This window comes from Paraburkholderia sp. BR10936 (genome assembly GCF_040965735.1).
Classification (GTDB): domain Bacteria; phylum Pseudomonadota; class Gammaproteobacteria; order Burkholderiales; family Burkholderiaceae; genus Paraburkholderia; species Paraburkholderia nodosa_A.
In genome coordinates, this window is record NZ_JBFRCM010000006.1 from 96,652 (window position 1) to 113,573 (window position 16,922).

Consider the following 16,922-nt stretch of genomic DNA (forward strand, 5'->3'; position numbering starts at 1 on the left):
AGAGACGTGCTAGCTAACGGAGTCATCGGACTCAACGGAGCTGCCGCTGCTTGAGCAGCGCCATGCCTTTTTCGACGTTCAGCGCGGTGCGCACGCCCGACAGCGTGAGACCGAGCTCGACCAGCGTGATCGCCACGGACGGCTGCATGCCGACCACCACGGTCTGCGCGTCGAGCACCATCGCCATGGCGGCCGTGTTGCTGATCATGCGGCCGATGAACGAGTCGACCACGTCGAGCGTCGAGATGTCGATCAGCACGCCCTTGGCCGACTCTTTCACGATGCGCTCGGTAAGGTCGTCCTGCAGTGCGATCGCGAGGCGGTCGTGCATGTCCACCTGGATCGTGACGATCAGGCAGTCGCCGAGGCGCAGAATCGGAATGCGTTCCATCGTGTGCGGTTCCCCGTGCTTCAGTGGCGCTGAGTGGCGTTCAGGTCGTGGCCTTCGGCGAGATGATGGTCGCGCCGATGCGCTGCAACGCGATGACGAAGGCGTCGGCGAGCGTGGACTTGGTCGTGACGTTGGTGAGATCGACGCCCAGATGCACGATGGTCTGCGCGATCTGCGGGCGGATGCCGCTGATGATGCAGTCCGCGCCCATGAGGCGCGCGGCGGCCACGGTCTTGAGCAGATGCTGCGCGACGAGCGTGTCGACGGTGGGCACGCCCGTGATGTCGATGATCGCGAGGCCCGCACCCGTGTCGACGATCTTCTGCAGCAGGCTCTCCATGACGACCTGGGTGCGCGCGGAATCGAGTGTGCCGATGAGCGGCAGCGCGAGGATGCCTTCCCAAAGCTGCACGACGGGCGTGGAAAGCTCGAGCAGTTCTTCCTGCTGGCGCGCGATGATCGCTTCGCGGCTCTTCTGGAAAATGTCGGTGGTGTAGATGCCGAAGCCATCGAGCAGCAGGTTGATCTGCCAGCTCACATGGGCAAGCTCGGCGGCGTTGTTCGCATACGCCTCGCGCAGCCGCGCATAGAGCGGCTCCTTGAACGAGAACACGAAGGTGGCCGTCTCGACAGGCGTGTAGCCCTGACGTGCGCGATGCGCCGACATGTCCGCGAGGAATGCGCGCACCGGCTCCCAGTCCGGGCTGCCCGAATCGAAGGTTCCGGTGTTAGGCAGCGTGTCGAGAAAGACATTCAGGAACGCCGAAAACTGCTCGCGAATTTCCCCCTCCATCGCAAGGCCGCGGCGCAGCGCGATCGGCAGATGCAGGCGCAGCCATTCCGCGAGCAGCGTGTCGCGATGCTGGCCGAGGATGTCCGCAATGCGAACCTGTTCCGGTGTGTTCATGCGATCTCCTGAGCGATGGGGCCACGCCTCCTTTCTGGACGGACCGCTGAACCTTGCACCCTCGTATCGATTCGATCCCAATTGCATGGCGATTGAACCGATTACGCGGTCAGTCAAGGCGAGCGAACGGGCGGGCGTGGGGCTGCATGCGTTTTTCGTGCCCGCTGGTCCGCGCAACGACTGCTGGGCCTGCAGCGCGCGGCACCATCCGCTTTGCCATGACGCGCTTGTAGTTTTTACAGGGCGGTCGTTATGTGCAGCTGAGTGAGCCTTGTTTTCGGGTGGCCCGCTATGTCATGGAATGGTATGTAACTTGCTTTACCGTAGCGCCTTTCGGGCTGGAGGCGTTCTTCGGAAGCCGGTGCGCGAGCTCGCACGCCCCGCGCGTGAAGGCATGAACGCACGAGCCGCACAGCGATCCGACCGGACCCCGCCCGACCCGCTAGACTGAGCGCTGGCGTGCGCTTGCGCGAAGCGTGCGGTTTGTCGATTTCGCGCCCGCTCGCCTCTCCCGCCATTGCCCAGAGATATCGATGACCAGGTTATTCCGCATGACCGCGCTGCTTGCGTGGTGTCTGTCGTTCCTGCCCGCTACGGCGGCATTCGCTCAATCGGCCCAGGTGGACCAGTCGGACCCGCAGGCGCTCATCAAGACCGCCACGCAGCAGATCCTCGACGAAGTCCGCACGAAGGCCATCGCGCCCGACGATATCGCGCGCATCCAGGATATCGTCAACCGCGACATTCTTCCGTACGTCGATTTTCGCCGCACCACGCGCCTCGCCATGGGGCCGCACTGGCGCACCACGACGCCCGAGCAGCAAGCGCAGATCGAGCAGCAGTTCCAGCTGCTGCTGATCCATCTCTACTCGGGCGCCATCGCGCAACTCAAGCCTGACCAGAAGATCGAGTACCCGCCCATGCGCAGTTCGCCAGGAGACACCGACGTCGTCGTGCGCACGCTCGCGCAGACCAGCAGCAATCCGGTTGAAATCGATTACCGCCTGTACAAGACGCCGCAGGGCTGGCGCCTTTATGACCTGAACGTGCTCGGTGCGTGGCTGATCCAGACCTATCGCCAGCAGTTCAACGAGAAGATCCAGCAGGGCGGCGTGGACGGGCTCATCCAGTTCCTGACCGCGCGCAACCAGGAGCTCGTCACGGGCAAGACGCAGACGCAGTGACGTGCGGTTTTTGCGTCCGCCTCTCGCGACCTGCGAAAATCTGGACGGCTGCGTCTCACGTATGGAGGCGCTGTACCATTTCCAGGTGCGCCTCGTGCGTATAGATGGGCCGTGCGCTTGCCCGAGCCCGCGCGGCCCCGATGTTTCTTTTTTTGCCGATCCGATCCGACATGAATTTCCCGCTGCCGCCGCAGGGCCGACGCAACCGGGTGTTTCCGCCAAGCCCGCCGACGCTGCACAGCCTCGCCTCCGTCATTACCGGCGTGGTCGTGGTGTGCGGCCTGTACTTTGGGCGTGCGGTGCTGATTCCCATTACGCTCTCGGTGCTGCTGAGCTTTCTGCTGGCGCCGCTCGTGACCACGCTGCGGCGCTTTCATCTGCCACAGTTCCTCGCCATCCTCGTTGCGGTGCTTTCCACCGTGCTCGCGCTTGCCGGTGTGGGCGCGCTGATCGCCGCGCAGGTCTACCAGCTTTCCGCCTCCCTGCCGCAGTACCAGGAAGAGATCGAGCAGAAAGTGCAAACGGTGCAGGAAAAAACCGTAGGCCGCGCCGATTCGCTGATGTCGCGAGCCGCCACCGCGCTGCAGCGTGTGACGCCCACGCCGCCGCCCGCGCCGCCGCAGCCGCGCGGGCGCGCGGCGCGCAATCAGCCGCAGCAGCCCATGCCCGTGGAGATCCATAATCCCGCCCCCACGCCGCTTACGCTCGCGCAAAAGGCGCTCGCCCCAGCTATCGCGCCGCTCGAGACGACCTTCATCGTGCTGGTGGTGACGATCTTCATCCTGTTCCAGCGCGAGGATCTGCGCGACCGGCTCATCAGCGTGTTCGGCTCAGACGACCTGCACCGCACCACAACCGCCATCAACGACGCCTCGCAGCGGCTCTCGCGCTACTTCGTCGCGCAAGTCGGCGTGAACGTCACGGTGGGCGGCGTGATCGCGCTGGGGCTGGCGGGCATCGGCGTGCCGGGCGCGCTGTTGTTCGGCGCGGTGGCGGCGCTCATGCGCTTCGTGCCGTACATCGGCATCTGGATCGCCGCGATCATGGCGACGATCGTCGCCGCGGCCACGCAGCCGCAGTGGACCATGGGCGTCACGACGCTGATCTTCTTCATCGTCGTGGACGTGGTGGCGGGGCAGTTCGCCGAGCCGATGGTCTATGGCAAGCGCTCGGGCCTTTCGCCGCTGGCCGTGGTAGTGGCGGCGATCTTCTGGAGCTGGCTGTGGGGGCCCGTGGGGCTGGTGCTTTCCACGCCGCTCACGCTGTGCATCGTCACGCTGGGCCGCTACGTGGACCGGCTGAACTTCCTCACGATCCTGCTCGGCGACCAGCCCGCGCTCACGCCTGCGCAAACCTGCTACCAGCGCCTGCTCGCCGACGATCCTCATGAAGCGCTGCTGCAGGCGGACCGGCTGCTCACGAGCATGCCGCTCATCGACTACTACGAGCAGGTGGTGTTCGAGGGCCTGCGCTTCGCGCGCAACGACGCCTTGCGCGGCGTGCTGCCCGGCGAGCAGGTCGCGCGCATCAACCAGGCGCTGCTCGATATCGTCGAGGATCTCGAATCCGTGGACGATTCTCGCCACACCGCAGCCGAGGAGGAGAGCGCCAGGAAGTCCGTCGAAGGCGCGGACGAAGGCGCCAAGGTAATCGAGTTCACGCTCTCGCCGGACGCGGGCGAGGTGCTCTGCGTACCCGGACGCGGCGCGTTCGACGACGTGGCGGTGGCGATCGTCGGCCAGTTGCTCATGCGGCGCAACATTCCCTGCACGGCTACCACCTACGACGAAGTGCGCGCCACGCGCGGGGCCATGATCGACGAGCGCTCGCCGGCCATCTGCCTGGTGTCGCTCGATGCGCCCGAGTCGGCGCCGTACCTGCGCAATCTCGTGCGGCGCCTGCGCGAGCGTGCGCCCGACGCGACCATCGTGGTGGGCATCGGCGCGGCGCTGCGCGACGACGGCGCAGGCATTGCCGACGACCCCGGCACGCTCTTCCCGACCTCGCTGCGCAACCTCGTGGAGGAATGCGGCGCGGCGCTCGTGCCGGCTCACACGCCGCAAAGCGAAAAGAGGGCGGCAGCACCGGATATGCAGGATCAATATAGTGCGGGAGCGAAATTGTGACAGTCATGCCCGTGTCACATTAAGGCTCGAATATATGCGGCCCTGTGCCCCTGGTTGCGGCATGAAAGTTACTGGGAGACGACATTGCTGAGCCCTAAGGAATTCGCCACGCTGATGCTGGTCCGCCATTCGCCGGACCAGATCGACATGAATCGCCAGGAACTGGACACGCTGCTCGAGCGTCAGCTGGTTGCGCTCGAGCATTGGACGGAAGGCCACCGCCGGCTGTCGCTCACGATCGCCGGCCGCTCGCTGCTCGAAGCCGTGGGGCGGCTGGAATACGTGACGGGTTTGCCCGAGGGGTATGGCAACGAGCGCCTCGCCGCCGGCCTTTGATGCTTGTCTGATTCTCACGCAGTGAGCCTGCGCGCGGCCCGGCCTCGAATGGAGCCGGGCCGTATCTTTATGCAAAACACATTTCCCCGCTTGCATTTACTGAGGCATGCCAGGTAATTGTGTGCTTTTGCCCACGCCCGAAGGCGTGATCGTCTTGTGTCCCCCAAAGGGCGCTGCTACGCTGAGTCGGTTCTCCGGCGGTATCGGGCGAAGGCCGGCGCACGCTGTCTTACGGAAGGATTGCGGCAGGCGTTTTCCTGTACGGGTATTTCCCCATCGCCCGGCTTGGTGGCGCTCGTCAAACTGACTCCATCCTCCAGAGTCTTTCCCAACTCACCTACCCCCTAAAGCAAAAGGAGGATCTATGGCAAAGCGTATTGCCTACGTGACCGGCGGCATGGGCGGCATCGGAACGGCCATCTGCCAGCGTCTGCACAAGGATGGCTACACGGTGGTCGCGGGCTGCGGCCCGAACTCGCAGCGCAAGGCGCGCTGGCTCGACGAGCAGAAGGCGCTGGGCTACGAATTCGTCGCGTCCGAAGGCAACGTGGCCGACTGGGACTCCACGGCTGCCGCGTTCGAGAAGGTGAAGAAGGACGTCGGCGAGATCGACATCCTCGTCAACAACGCCGGCATCACGCGCGACGTCGTGTTCCGCAAGATGACGCACGAAGACTGGATCGCGGTGATCGACACCAATCTCACGAGCCTCTTCAACGTGACCAAGCAGGTGATCGACGGCATGATCGAGCGGGGCTTTGGGCGGGTGATCAATATATCGTCGGTCAACGGGCAGAAAGGCCAGTTCGGTCAGACGAATTACTCTACGGCCAAGGCCGGCATTCACGGCTTCACCATGGCGCTCGCGCAGGAGGTGGCGACCAAGGGCGTGACGGTCAACACCGTTTCTCCCGGCTATATCGGCACGGACATGGTGAAGGCGGTGAAGCCCGAAGTGCTCTCGAAGATCGTCGACAGCATTCCGGTGCGGCGCCTCGGCGAGCCGCAGGAAATTGCCTCGATCGTGGCGTGGCTCGCGTCCGACGAAGCAGGTTTCTCGACCGGCGCGGACTTCTCGCTCAACGGCGGCCTGCACATGAGCTGAGCATTGCCGCGGCTTCTTGCGCGGTGCTTGTGAGCACAACGAAGTGATCTGGCGGGAGCGGCGAAATGCCGGCTCCCGCCTCGTATTTGGGGCGCCGGTTTTGTGCTGGGTCTGGAAGCGGCGGCCGGAAACCGCAGCGCAGGGCACGTGAGGCAGGCGCGCTCGCGCATTCGCGCCACGCGTTCCACTTGCGACGCACCAGGCGAGAGTTCTTCCTAGACTATCGTCATGGCCTCGACCCGCGACCGCAATCCGTCATCACCGCCGCTTTCCCGCTACGGAAAAAAGCGGGATTTCAGTGTCACGCCTGAACCGGCGCCGCCGGCTGCCAGCTCGCCCGTTGAAAATGGACATCTGGGCTTCGTCGTGCAGAAGCACTGGGCGAGCCGGCTGCACTACGACTTCCGGCTCGAACTCGACGGGGTATTGCTCTCATGGGCCGTACCCAAAGGTCCGTGTTACGACCCGAAGGAAAAACGGATGGCCATTCACGTGGAGGACCATCCTGCCGACTACGCGGGTTTTGAAGGCACCATTCCGGCAAAGCAATACGGCGCTGGCGACGTGATCGTCTGGGACCGTGGCACCTGGGAACCCGTCGGTGATCCGCGTGAGGGGATGACTGCGGGCAAGCTGGTCTTCCGTCTCCACGGCGAAAAACTTGCCGGACTCTGGGAGCTGGTCCGCATATCGAAGCCCGGCGACAGGCAAGACCAGTGGATGCTGTTCAAGAAGCGCGATGCCTGGGCGCAGCCGCTTGCCGAATACGATGTCATCAAGGCGCTTCCGGATAGCGTGACGGCGAAGCCGCTCGGGCTCATCGAGGAACGTGCGCCGCGGGCAGCGAGGCCGGCGCGCAGCGAATCGTCGGAGATCGACCTTTGCGCGGCGGTGTCTGCTCCGTTGCCTGCCAGGCTCGAGCCCCAACTCGCGACCCTGGCGCCATCACTTCCCACAAGCGGTGATTGGGTAACGGAAGCCAAGCTCGACGGCTATCGCATGCTGTCCCGCGTCGCCAAAGGCCGTGTGCGACTCATCACACGAGGCGGTCATGACTGGACAGCGAGGTTTCCCGCGCTTGCAGCAGAGGTCGAGGCGCTTGCGCTCAACAGCGCGTGGCTGGATGGCGAAATCACCGTCCTCAAAAACGGCCTTCCCAGTTTCGCTGCGTTGCAAGATGCGATAGACGGCAACGCGAATCAAGACATCGTCTACTTCCTGTTCGACCTGGTGTACCTCGACGGGAAAGACCTCAGGAAGGTGCCGCTGTGGTCGAGGCGCATGCTGCTCGCGCAGCTTCTTCACGATGCCGGTGAGCACATCCGGTTCAGCGAGGACTTCGAGGCGCCCCCGACCCAACTGTTCGAGGCCGCCTCGGGCCTGGGCCTGGAAGGCCTCATGCTCAAGCGCCGCGACGCGCCTTATGAGTCGGGGCGGACCCAGACGTGGCTCAAGGCAAAATCCCGGCTCCGGCAGGAACTGGTCATCTGCGGGTTCACGGCCCGAGGCGGTAAAGACGGGGAGATTGGCAGCCTGTTGCTTGGCTATTACGCAGACGGCAGGCTTCGCGACGCTGGAAGCGTCGGCACCGGCTGGGACGCCAGGATCGCGCGGGACCTGTGGGCGCGGCTGACGCCGCTCGAAGTCGATGCAGCACCCTTTGAAGTCGACGTCGCGAGGTCGCGCCGGTGGGCCCGGCGCTCGGCCGGCAGTGAGCGGTGGGTTCGCCCTGAACTCGTCGCAGAGGTCGAATTCGCGGACTGGACTGCCGATGGCGTCATCCGGCAGGCCTCGTTCAGAGGTCTGCGCATCGACAAGCCGCCAGGCGGCGTCGTCCGGGAGGGGGGGAAGACGCAGGCGCCGGAGCCGCAACTGAAGCTGAAAATCACGCATCCGGAACGCGTCGTCGACCCATCGACGGGTGTCACGAAGGCGGACCTCGTGCGCTACTACGCGAGCATCGCGGAGCGGATGCTGCCTCACCTGAAGGCCCGGCCCATTGCGATGGTTCGCGCGCCGGCAGGCATCGCCGAAGACCTGTTCTTTCAGAAGCATGCCGAGAGAACAGGCATGCCCGGATTGACGGCTCACGACCGCAGTCTCTGGCCGAATCATCCGCCCCTCTTGAGCGTCGACACGGTCGATGCGCTGCTGTCGGCGGCACAGATGAACGCCGTCGAGTTTCACACCTGGAATTCGACCGTTCGACGACTCGACAAGCCCGACAGGGTCATCTTCGACCTGGACCCAGGCGAGGGCGTGAAATGGGGACGCGTTCAGGAAGCGGCGCTGCTGGTTCAAACGTTGTTGTCGGAACTGGGGCTGCAAGCCTGGCTGAAGACGAGCGGCGGGAAAGGCTTGCACGTCGTCGTGCCGCTTGCGCCGCGGCTGGACTACGATGCGGTCAAGTCGTTCTCGCAGGCATTCGTGCGGCATCTGGCGAAGACGATTCCCGAGCGCTTTTCGGCGACCGCCGGGGCTTCGAACCGGGTCGGAAAGGTCTATGTCGACTACTTGCGCAACGGCAAGGCACAGACCACCGCTGCGGCATTTTCCGCGCGTGCGCGACCCGGGATGGGCGTCTCGATGCCGGTCGCCTGGGAGCAGTTGAATGACCTCAAGAGCGGGGCGCAGTGGACCGTACAAACGGCCCGCGAGTATCTGAGCTTCCAGCAGCAAGACCCGTGGGCCGATTACTGGTCGGGGTCGCAATCGTTGGCACCGGCGATAAAGCGCCTAAAATGAAACGACCGCCAGTCGGTGGCGGCACGCGCTTTGCGTGAGCGACGTGCCGAACCTGCAAATCCGCGAGGAGAAGTCCATGCCCGCCCGCTCAATTGCTTCCCTGACGCTGTCCTTCGGGCTCGTTTCGATTCCGGTGAAGCTCTATACCGCTACCGAGAGTTCGTCCGACATCCGGTTTCACATGCTGGCGCCCGACGGCTCGCGCGTGAAGCAGCAATACGTCTCCGAGAAGACGGGCGATGTCGTCGAGCGCTCGAGCATGAACAAGGGCTACGAATTCGAAAAGGACCGCTTCGTGGTCTTCACCACCGATGAGCTAAAGGCGCTGGAAGACGCTGCGAGCCATGTCGTCGAAATCATGGCCTTCATCCCGGAAGAGGCGATCAACCCGGTCTTCTACGACAAGGCCTACTACATTGCACCCGACAAGCGCGGCGGCAAGCCGTATAGCCTCTTGCAGCAGGCGCTCGTGCAGAGCGGTCGCTGCGCGTTGGCGAAATGGGCGTCGAAAGGACGGACGCGGATCGTGCAGGTGCGCCCCGAAGAAGATGGACTCGTCTTTCAGCAACTGCTGTACGCCGACGAGGTTCGCTCGCTGGCTGATCTCCATGTCGAACATGTCGACGTATCCGATACCGAGATGAAACTCGCGCTGCAGATTATCGAGCAGGGCTCCGAGGACAATTACGACCCGACTGCGTACGAAGACGAAGAGAAGAAGCGCATCCTCGCAGCCATCGACGAAAAGATCGCAGGCAAGCAGGTCGTCGTTCACGAGGCTCGCGAAGAGCTTGCGGGTGGCGGACAGGTTATCGACCTGATGGATGCATTGCGGGCGAGTTTGAAGGGTGGTGCAAAAGCGAAGGCCGCTCCGGCGCCCAAGCGTAGCAAGAGCGCGGAGCCCGTTACCGAACTGCCTGTCGCGCCCAGGACGCGCAAGCCGCCGGCGCGTGCCGCCAAGGCGCCCGCTGAAGCGCCTGCCAGGGTGCGGGCACGCAAGTGACGCCACAAGTCGCCGCGCGCGAAATTTCGATGCGCGAGTTGCAGGCCATGCTGGGCGTTTCCCGGAGGGTGGTATCGGGCCTCATTGCTGCAGGATTCGTCAACCCGTCACGCGGACCGCGAAACGCCTACCGCTTCACGTTCCAGGACGTCGTGCTGCTGCGTACGGCGTTGCAGCTGCGCGATGCGCGTATTCCACCGCGCAAGATCATCATGGCGCTCACGCGGCTCAGAGACGAGTTGCCCGATCAGTTACCGCTTACGGGGATTCGCGTATCGGCAGTCGGCAACGACGTGGCCGTGCGAACGGGTCCTTCGCAGTGGGATGCCGCCACCGGTCAGTTCCTGCTGGATTTCGAAGTGGCGCAGATCAAGGGCGATGTCGTGTTTCTCGACTCGGCGCCTGCGCAAAAGAATCTCGCGCATCAGGCGCAGGAGTGGTACGACCTGGGCGAACAGTTGAGAGCATCCGATGTGAACGGCGCTGAACGGGCGTACAAGAAGGCTATCGCGCTATCGCCGCAACCTTTTTATCCCGCCTACGTTGACCTGGGCGCGCTGCTGTGTGAACTCGAATCCCGGTGCGAAGATGCGCTGCATGTATTCGATGAGGCGTTGGCTCACTTTCCCGACGATGCCGTGTTGCACTTCAATCGCGCGATTGCGTTCGAGGAGCTGGGACGCTTCGAAGACGCCGAGCGAAGCTATATGCGCTGCCTCGAACTCGACCCGACGTACGCGGACGCTCACCACAACCTGGCCATGCTGCTCGAAAGACGTGGCGACCCGCAGGGTTTGGTTCGTCATTTGAGCGCGTATCGACGGTTGACTACCTAAACCGTGCAGAAGGTGGCAAGTGGGCCAGAATGCGCGCAAAAACACAGCTTTCCCCGCACAGACCGCGACAACCCCCGCCTCAAACCGTCCCCACCAGAATCGACTCCCCGCTAGCCGGCCTCAGCCCATCGCTTCGTCCTGCGAAGTAAAGTGCGGTGAGATCCGCGGTCGAAACATGACGCGCATTGCGCAACCCGGCCTCGCTTGCCAGCGCAAGCATCTCATCGGGCGCGAAAAAGCTCACGAACGGCGTACCCGCCGCCTTCGCGCGTTCATACACGGCGGCATGCTGCGAACGCTCGGGCTCGTCGATGAGTTCGAGCGGCAGGAGGAAGGTCATGACGAGCGTCGAGCCCGGTGCGAGTTGCGCGATCTGCCGCAGCGTCGCGAGGTTCGCCTCGCGCGTGAGATACATGGAAACGCCCGTCGAGGCGATCACCGCGGGACTCGCGGCATCGAACCCAGCCGCGGCGAGCCGCTCCCACCACGTCTGCCCGGCTTCGAAATCCACCGGCACGAAGCGCAGCCACGCCTGCTCGCGATACCCCAGCTCCATGAGCCGCTGACGCTTCCATGTCTGCGTGCCCGGCCTGTCCACTTCGTACACGTGCAGGCGCGAGGCGATTTCGGGGTGGCGCTGGGCGAACGTGTCGAGTCCCGCGCCGAGAATCGCGTACTGGCGGGCGAGCCCGTTAGCGGTCTGTTCGGCGACAAGGTCTTCGACGAAGCGCGCGCGCCCGACGATCGAGGCACGATAACCGCGCGTCCCTTCAGGGTGCATATCGGGCCGCTCGCGCCAGTTCGACTCCGGTGCGGCGATCTGCATGCCGGTTTCGTCTTCGAGCACGTGGGGCGCATCGTCGACCTGGACGTGCAGCGCGCGCCACAGCGCGACGCGAATGGCGGTGCTGTCGGGAGCGGCGGGATGGCTGGCGGGCATGGTTCGGTCCTCTCGCGCGGGTTTCGTCGCACGATTATCGCGCGCCTGGCTCGCGGCCGTGTGTCCCGTAGATGTCGGCGCTCACCTGCCGCAACGCCTCGATCATCACGCTCGCCGCGGGCGTGAGGAGGCCGTCCGCACGCGTGATGATGCCGAAGTCGTCCATCTGGCAATCCATCGGCACGGGCAGGATCGCGACCATGCCGTGCGCCGCGTAGTAGCGCGCCACGTCTTCGGTGAGCACGGCGATCATGTCGCTTTGCTCCAGCACGCGCGTGATGAACAGCAGCGCGGGTGTCTCGACCACGTTCGATGGGGGCGCGAGGCTCGCGCGCTGGAACATCAGCTCGAAGCGGTGGCGCAGCACGCTGCCAACGGGCGGCACGACCCACGTGGCGCGCGCGATGTCGGCGAGCGCGATCGGTCGGGCTTCGTCCTGCGCCGCCACGAGCATGGGGTGCCCCGGCCGGACCACGGCGCACACGGGCTCGCCCGCGAGCGGTTCGTAACGCAACTGGAGCTTGTCGTGCTCGGCGGACAGGCGGCCCAGCACCACGTCGAGCTTGTCTTGCGCCAGGTGTTCGAGCAGCACGTTGCTGGCGTCGATCTCCACGGAGACGCGCAGGTTCGCATGCGTGCGCTTGACCGCCGCAACGGCCGCCGGCAGCACGCGCACGCCCGGCGAGGTGATCGCGCCCACCGCCACGTGGCCAAGGCGCCCGGCCTTGAGCGCGCTAAGCTCCTCCTGCGCCTGGTCCAGGCTGCCGAGCACGGCGCGCGCGTGGCGGATCAGCGCGTCGCCGTACAGCGTGGGCCGCATGCCGCGTGGCATGCGTTCGAACAGCACCGCACCGAGCATGTCTTCGAGCTCGCGCAGGAGCTTCGAGGCGGCGGGCTGCGTCATGTTCAGCGCCGCCGCCGCGCGGTGAATGTTACCTTCCTCCGCCAGCGCCACGACGAGGAGCAATTGCCGCGTTTTCAGCCGCGTGCGCACGTACCAGGGGCTCGTATCGAGCATGTCTCCGCCTGATTTCCCAAATAGTTTTAGGTGTTTATACCAATGCCGATTTCGATATCGGAAGCGTCCATTATTTCATTAGGAGGTTATCAGACTTCTCCGTAGACTGTCCCGAATCCATCGCTCGAAGCACTCGGCGAACTACTCGCTCTACACAACGAACACGATGTCGGATACCAAACCCAAACTGCGCTCCCAACAGTGGTTCGGCACCACGGACAAGAACGGCTTCATGTACCGAAGCTGGATGAAGAATCAAGGCATTCCCGATCACGAATTCGATGGTCGCCCGATCATCGGCATCTGCAACACCTGGTCGGAACTCACGCCCTGCAATGCGCATTTCCGCAAGCTCGCCGAGCACGTGAAGCGCGGCATTTATGAAGCGGGCGGCTTCCCGGTCGAATTCCCGGTGTTCTCGAACGGCGAATCGAACCTGCGTCCCTCGGCCATGCTCACGCGCAATCTCGCCTCCATGGACGTGGAAGAGGCGATTCGCGGCAACCCCATCGACGCCGTCGTGCTGCTGTGCGGCTGCGACAAGACCACGCCCGCGCTGCTGATGGGCGCGGCGAGCGTGGACGTGCCCGCCATCGTCGTGACCGGCGGCCCGATGCTCAACGGCAAGCACGAAGGCCGTGACATCGGCTCCGGGACGGTCGTCTGGAGGCTGCACGAGGAGCTGAAGGCGGGCGAGATCAACCTGCATCAGTTCCTTTCGGCCGAAGCGGGCATGTCGCGCTCGGCGGGCACCTGCAACACCATGGGCACTGCCTCGACGATGGCCTGCATGGCCGAATCGCTCGGCGTTTCGCTGCCGCACAACGCCGCGATTCCCGCCGTCGATTCGCGCCGCTACGTGCTCGCGCACATGTCGGGCATCCGCATCGTGCAGATGGCGCTGGAAGACCTGAAGCTCTCGAAGGTCCTCACGCGTGAAGCGTTCGAGAACGCCATCCGCACCAACGCCGCGATTGGCGGCTCGACTAACGCCGTGATTCACCTGAAGGCGATTGCCGGGCGCATCGGCGTCGATCTCGAACTGGAAGACTGGCAGCGCATTGGCCGCAACACGCCGACCATCGTCGATCTGCAGCCGTCGGGCCGCTTCCTGATGGAAGAGTTCTATTACGCGGGCGGCCTGCCGGCGGTGCTGCGCCGGCTCGGCGAAGCGAACCTCCTGCCGCATCCCAATGCGCTCACGGTCAACGGCAAGTCCATCTGGGACAACGTGCGCGAGGCGCCCAATTACAACGATGAAGTGATCCGTCAACTCGACAACCCATTGATCGCGGACGGCGGCATCTGTATCCTGCGCGGCAATCTCGCGCCGCGCGGCGCCGTGCTCAAGCCTTCGGCGGCCACGCCCGAGCTGCTCAAGCATCGGGGCCGCGCCGTGGTGTTCGAAAACTTCGACCACTACAAGGCGACGATCGCCGACGAGTCGCTCGATGTCGACAAGGACTCCATCCTCGTGATGAAGAACTGCGGCCCGCGCGGCTACCCCGGCATGGCCGAGGTCGGCAACATGGGCCTGCCGCCCAAGCTGCTGCGCCAGGGCGTGAAGGACATGGTGCGCATTTCCGATGCGCGCATGAGCGGCACGGCTTACGGCACGGTGGTCCTGCACGTGGCGCCCGAAGCGGCGGCGGGCGGGCCGCTCGCGGCGGTGCGCAACGGCGACTGGATCGAGCTGGACTGCGAATCGGGTCGCCTGCATCTGGACATCAGCGACGAGGAACTCGCGCGCCGTCTGAGCGATGTCGATCCGGCGGCCGCGCCCGGCGTGGCGGAGCAGCTGGGCAAGGGCGGTTATGCGCGCCTTTACGTCGATCACGTGCTGCAGGCCGACGAGGGTTGCGACCTCGACTTCCTCGTGGGCAAGCGCGGGGCGGCGGTGCCGCGGCATTCGCACTGAGCGGTTGACGCAATGAGCCAGGGCGCGCCGGCGCCCTGAGCGCAGCAAAAGAGAAGAAACGAGCCTGGAGACACGATGACGAACCCGCAGGTGCTGCAACACGAAAGCCCCGCTGCAATGGTAAGCGCCAGCAGCGAGGAAAAGCACATCGTCGGCCATATCGCGCGCCGGCTGCTGCCTTTTCTCGCGCTGATCTATGTGGTGGCGTACGTCGATCGCACCGTGGTCGGCTTCGCGAAGCTGCACATGAACGCGGCCGTGGGCCTGTCCGACGCCGCCTACGGCCTGGGCGCGGGCCTCTTCTTCATCGGTTATTTCCTCTGCGAAGTGCCGAGCAATCTCGCGCTCGCGCGCTTCGGCGCGCGCGTGTGGTTCGCGCGCATCCTCTTCACGTGGGGCGTGATCACGATGCTGATGGCGCTCGTGAGCGGCCCGAAGAGCTTCTACGCGTTGCGCTTTCTGCTGGGCGCGGCGGAGGCTGGGCTCTATCCCGGCATTCTGTATTTCCTCACGCAGTGGTTCCCCATGCGCCACCGCGCGCGCGTGATCGGCCTGCTCGTGCTCGCGCAGCCCATCGCCGGCATCGTCACGGGCCCGATCGCGGGCGCGCTGCTCGAAACGCACGGCTTTTTCGGCATGTCGAGCTGGCAGACGCTCTTCGTCGTGAGCGGCCTGCCTGCCGTGCTGCTGTGCATTCCCACGCTGCGTCTGTTGCCCGAATCGCCCGCGCATGCACGCTGGCTCGACGACACTGAGCGCCGCTGGATCGCGCGCGAACTTGCCGCCGACCAGCGCACCTACCGCCTCGACACGCATCGCAACCCATTCAGCGCGCTCAAGGACCGCCGCGTGCTGCTGCTTGCGCTGCTGTTCCTGCCGTTTCCGCTGTGCATCTATGGTTTGTCGCTCTGGTTGCCTACCATTATCAAGGCGTTCGGCGTGAGCGATTCCACGGCGGGCCTGCTTTCCGCCGTTCCCTATCTGTTCGCGGTAGCGGGATTGCTGATCGTGCCGCGCCATTCGGACAAGCATCGCGAACGCTACGGCCACATCGTCGTGGTCTCGGGCGTCGCGGCGCTGACGATGGCCGCGAGCGCGTGGTTTCACGCGCCGGCGCTGCAACTGCTGTTCATCTGCCTGACCGCTTTTTCGATCTACTCGATTCAGGCCGTGGTCTGGGCGCTGCCCGGCGAGTTCCTCACCGGCGCGAGCGCGGCCGTGGGGATCGCGACGATCAACTCGCTCGCGAATCTCGGCGGCTATCTCGGCCCCTATGGCATCGGGCTCATCAAGGACGCGACGGGCAGCCTGGCGGCCGGGCTTTACTTTCTCGCGGCCACGCTGGTGTTCGCGGTGCTCGTGACGTTCGCCGTGCGCGCGGTGCTGCGCACGCCTCGCCGCAGCACGGGAGAGCTGGCGAGCGAATCGTGAAGGCGCGGCCTGACACTCTTTCTCAAGCAGGACTGAAGACATGACTACGAGCCGTACGCCCCGATTCAGGGGCATTTTCCCCGTCGTGCCGACCACGTTCACCGAAACGGGCGAACTGGATCTGGCAAGCCAGAAGCGCGCCGTCGATTTCATGATCGACGCGGGCTCGGACGGCCTGTGCATTCTCGCGAACTTCTCGGAGCAGTTCTCGCTCTCCGACGACGAGCGCGAAGTCATCACGCGCACCGTACTCGAGCACGTGGCAGGCCGCGTGCCCGTGATCGTGACGACCACGCACTACGGCACGCCGGTTGCCGCCGCACGCAGCAAGCGCGCGCAGGAGCAGGGCGCGGCGATGGTGATGCTCATGCCGCCGTACCACGGCGCGACCTTCCGCGTGCCCGAGCAGCAGATTTACGACTTCTACGCGCGCGTGTCCGATGCGATCGACATTCCGATCATGATCCAGGACGCGCCTGCGAGCGGCACGGTGCTCTCCGCCCCGTTCCTCGCGCGCATGGCCCGCGAGATCGAGCAGGTCTCGTACTTCAAGATCGAAACGCCGGGCGCGGCAAACAAGCTGCGCGAGCTGATCAAGCTGGCGGGCGAGGCCGTCGAAGGCCCGTGGGACGGCGAAGAAGCCATTACGTTGCTCGCGGACCTGAACGCCGGCGCGACCGGCTCGATGACGGGCGGCGGCTTCCCGGACGGTATTCGCCCGATTATCGTAGCCCACCGCGAAGGCCGCACCGACGACGCATTCGCGCTCTACCAGAAGTGGCTGCCGCTCATCAATCACGAAAACCGCCAGGCGGGCATGCTCGCCTGCAAGTCGCTGATGAAGGAAGGCGGCGTAATCGAGTGCGAACTGCCGCGCCACCCGCTGCCCGCGATGCATCCCGCGACGCGCGCCGAACTGATCGACATCGCGCGCCGCCTCGATCCGCTCGTGTTGCGCTGGGGTAAATAAATCATTCGTCAT

The 16,922-nt window shown here is 64.8% G+C and carries 14 protein-coding genes; 10 read left to right on the forward strand and 4 right to left on the reverse strand.

The annotated features are described in order from the left end of the window. Positions 1-31: 31 nt before the first annotated feature. Together AB4Y36_RS14965 and AB4Y36_RS14970 are read right to left on the reverse strand one after the other, a co-directional pair. Positions 32-391: an STAS domain-containing protein gene (locus AB4Y36_RS14965; protein ID WP_069265819.1), complete on the reverse strand. Its 360-nt coding sequence runs from the start codon at positions 389-391 to the stop codon at positions 32-34. A 40-nt stretch (positions 392-431) separates the two neighbouring features. Next, a complete protein-coding gene (locus tag AB4Y36_RS14970) occupies positions 432-1,298 on the reverse strand; it encodes an STAS domain-containing protein (RefSeq protein ID WP_069265820.1) in 867 nt (288 codons plus the stop codon). Between the two features lie 533 nt (positions 1,299-1,831). Between AB4Y36_RS14970 and AB4Y36_RS14975 the strand changes: the two genes are divergently transcribed. The 7 genes from AB4Y36_RS14975 to AB4Y36_RS15005 all read left to right on the forward strand — a co-directional run bounded on the left by AB4Y36_RS14975 (position 1,832) and on the right by AB4Y36_RS15005 (position 10,633). Then, positions 1,832-2,482, forward strand: a complete 651-nt coding sequence (locus AB4Y36_RS14975) for a phospholipid-binding protein MlaC (RefSeq protein WP_069265821.1) — start codon at positions 1,832-1,834, stop codon at positions 2,480-2,482. A gap of 170 nt (positions 2,483-2,652) precedes the next feature. After that, complete coding sequence (locus tag AB4Y36_RS14980) at positions 2,653-4,608, forward strand: AI-2E family transporter (RefSeq protein ID WP_342949036.1); 1,956 nt, start codon at positions 2,653-2,655, stop codon at positions 4,606-4,608. An 84-nt stretch (positions 4,609-4,692) separates the two neighbouring features. Continuing rightward, on the forward strand, positions 4,693-4,944 hold the full coding sequence (locus AB4Y36_RS14985) for a hypothetical protein (RefSeq protein ID WP_256094801.1): 252 nt from the start codon (positions 4,693-4,695) through the stop codon (positions 4,942-4,944). 364 nt (positions 4,945-5,308) lie between these two features. Continuing rightward, positions 5,309-6,049 (forward strand): 3-ketoacyl-ACP reductase, encoded by a 741-nt coding sequence (locus AB4Y36_RS14990; protein WP_069265823.1) that lies wholly within the window; start codon positions 5,309-5,311, stop codon positions 6,047-6,049. Positions 6,050-6,277: 228 nt separating this feature from the next. After that, entirely contained in the window at positions 6,278-8,794 is a 2,517-nt protein-coding gene (ligD, locus tag AB4Y36_RS14995) for a DNA ligase D (RefSeq protein ID WP_368683408.1), read from the forward strand. Positions 8,795-8,870: 76 nt separating this feature from the next. After that, positions 8,871-9,797 carry a Ku protein gene (locus tag AB4Y36_RS15000; protein ID WP_342949034.1) on the forward strand — a complete coding sequence of 309 codons (927 nt, stop codon included), beginning with the start codon at positions 8,871-8,873 and terminating at the stop codon, positions 9,795-9,797. Then, positions 9,794-10,633 carry a tetratricopeptide repeat protein gene (locus AB4Y36_RS15005; RefSeq protein WP_069265825.1) on the forward strand — a complete coding sequence of 280 codons (840 nt, stop codon included), beginning with the start codon at positions 9,794-9,796 and terminating at the stop codon, positions 10,631-10,633. The genes AB4Y36_RS15000 and AB4Y36_RS15005 overlap by 4 nt, the downstream gene beginning before the upstream one ends. 79 nt (positions 10,634-10,712) lie before the next feature. Here AB4Y36_RS15005 and AB4Y36_RS15010 read toward each other — a convergent pair whose 3' ends face one another. Together AB4Y36_RS15010 and AB4Y36_RS15015 are read right to left on the reverse strand one after the other, a co-directional pair. Then, complete coding sequence (locus AB4Y36_RS15010) at positions 10,713-11,573, reverse strand: class I SAM-dependent methyltransferase (RefSeq protein WP_368683409.1); 861 nt, start codon at positions 11,571-11,573, stop codon at positions 10,713-10,715. A 34-nt stretch (positions 11,574-11,607) separates the two neighbouring features. Further along, positions 11,608-12,591 carry a LysR substrate-binding domain-containing protein gene (locus tag AB4Y36_RS15015; protein ID WP_069265827.1) on the reverse strand — a complete coding sequence of 328 codons (984 nt, stop codon included), beginning with the start codon at positions 12,589-12,591 and terminating at the stop codon, positions 11,608-11,610. Between the two features lie 166 nt (positions 12,592-12,757). On the opposite strand from AB4Y36_RS15015, the gene AB4Y36_RS15020 reads away from it, so the two are divergent. The 3 genes from AB4Y36_RS15020 (at position 12,758) to AB4Y36_RS15030 (ending at position 16,910) form a co-directional block, all read left to right on the forward strand. Beyond that, the gene (locus AB4Y36_RS15020; RefSeq protein ID WP_069265828.1) at positions 12,758-14,509 is read left to right on the forward strand and encodes an IlvD/Edd family dehydratase; all 1,752 of its coding nucleotides are present in this window, start codon (positions 12,758-12,760) and stop codon (positions 14,507-14,509) included. Between the two features lie 75 nt (positions 14,510-14,584). Next, a complete protein-coding gene (locus AB4Y36_RS15025; RefSeq protein ID WP_342949032.1) occupies positions 14,585-15,940 on the forward strand; it encodes an MFS transporter in 1,356 nt (451 codons plus the stop codon). 40 nt (positions 15,941-15,980) lie between these two features. Then, the gene (locus AB4Y36_RS15030; RefSeq protein ID WP_069265830.1) at positions 15,981-16,910 is read left to right on the forward strand and encodes a dihydrodipicolinate synthase family protein; all 930 of its coding nucleotides are present in this window, start codon (positions 15,981-15,983) and stop codon (positions 16,908-16,910) included. The last annotated feature ends 12 nt before the right edge of the window (positions 16,911-16,922 follow it).

What these genes read in the sequence shown, in the direction of transcription:
- AB4Y36_RS14965 (WP_069265819.1), bottom strand. Translation starts at nt 391, where the DNA reads ATGGAACGCATTCCGATTCTGCGCCTCGGCGACTGCCTGATCGTCACG.
- AB4Y36_RS14970 (WP_069265820.1), bottom strand. Translation starts at nt 1,298, where the DNA reads ATGAACACACCGGAACAGGTTCGCATTGCGGACATCCTCGGCCAGCAT.
- AB4Y36_RS14975 (WP_069265821.1), top strand. Translation starts at nt 1,832, where the DNA reads ATGACCAGGTTATTCCGCATGACCGCGCTGCTTGCGTGGTGTCTGTCG.
- AB4Y36_RS14980 (WP_342949036.1), top strand. Translation starts at nt 2,653, where the DNA reads ATGAATTTCCCGCTGCCGCCGCAGGGCCGACGCAACCGGGTGTTTCCG.
- AB4Y36_RS14990 (WP_069265823.1), top strand. Translation starts at nt 5,309, where the DNA reads ATGGCAAAGCGTATTGCCTACGTGACCGGCGGCATGGGCGGCATCGGA.
- ligD (WP_368683408.1), top strand. Translation starts at nt 6,278, where the DNA reads ATGGCCTCGACCCGCGACCGCAATCCGTCATCACCGCCGCTTTCCCGC.
- AB4Y36_RS15000 (WP_342949034.1), top strand. Translation starts at nt 8,871, where the DNA reads ATGCCCGCCCGCTCAATTGCTTCCCTGACGCTGTCCTTCGGGCTCGTT.
- AB4Y36_RS15010 (WP_368683409.1), bottom strand. Translation starts at nt 11,573, where the DNA reads ATGCCCGCCAGCCATCCCGCCGCTCCCGACAGCACCGCCATTCGCGTC.
- AB4Y36_RS15015 (WP_069265827.1), bottom strand. Translation starts at nt 12,591, where the DNA reads ATGCTCGATACGAGCCCCTGGTACGTGCGCACGCGGCTGAAAACGCGG.
- AB4Y36_RS15020 (WP_069265828.1), top strand. Translation starts at nt 12,758, where the DNA reads ATGTCGGATACCAAACCCAAACTGCGCTCCCAACAGTGGTTCGGCACC.
- AB4Y36_RS15025 (WP_342949032.1), top strand. Translation starts at nt 14,585, where the DNA reads ATGACGAACCCGCAGGTGCTGCAACACGAAAGCCCCGCTGCAATGGTA.
- AB4Y36_RS15030 (WP_069265830.1), top strand. Translation starts at nt 15,981, where the DNA reads ATGACTACGAGCCGTACGCCCCGATTCAGGGGCATTTTCCCCGTCGTG.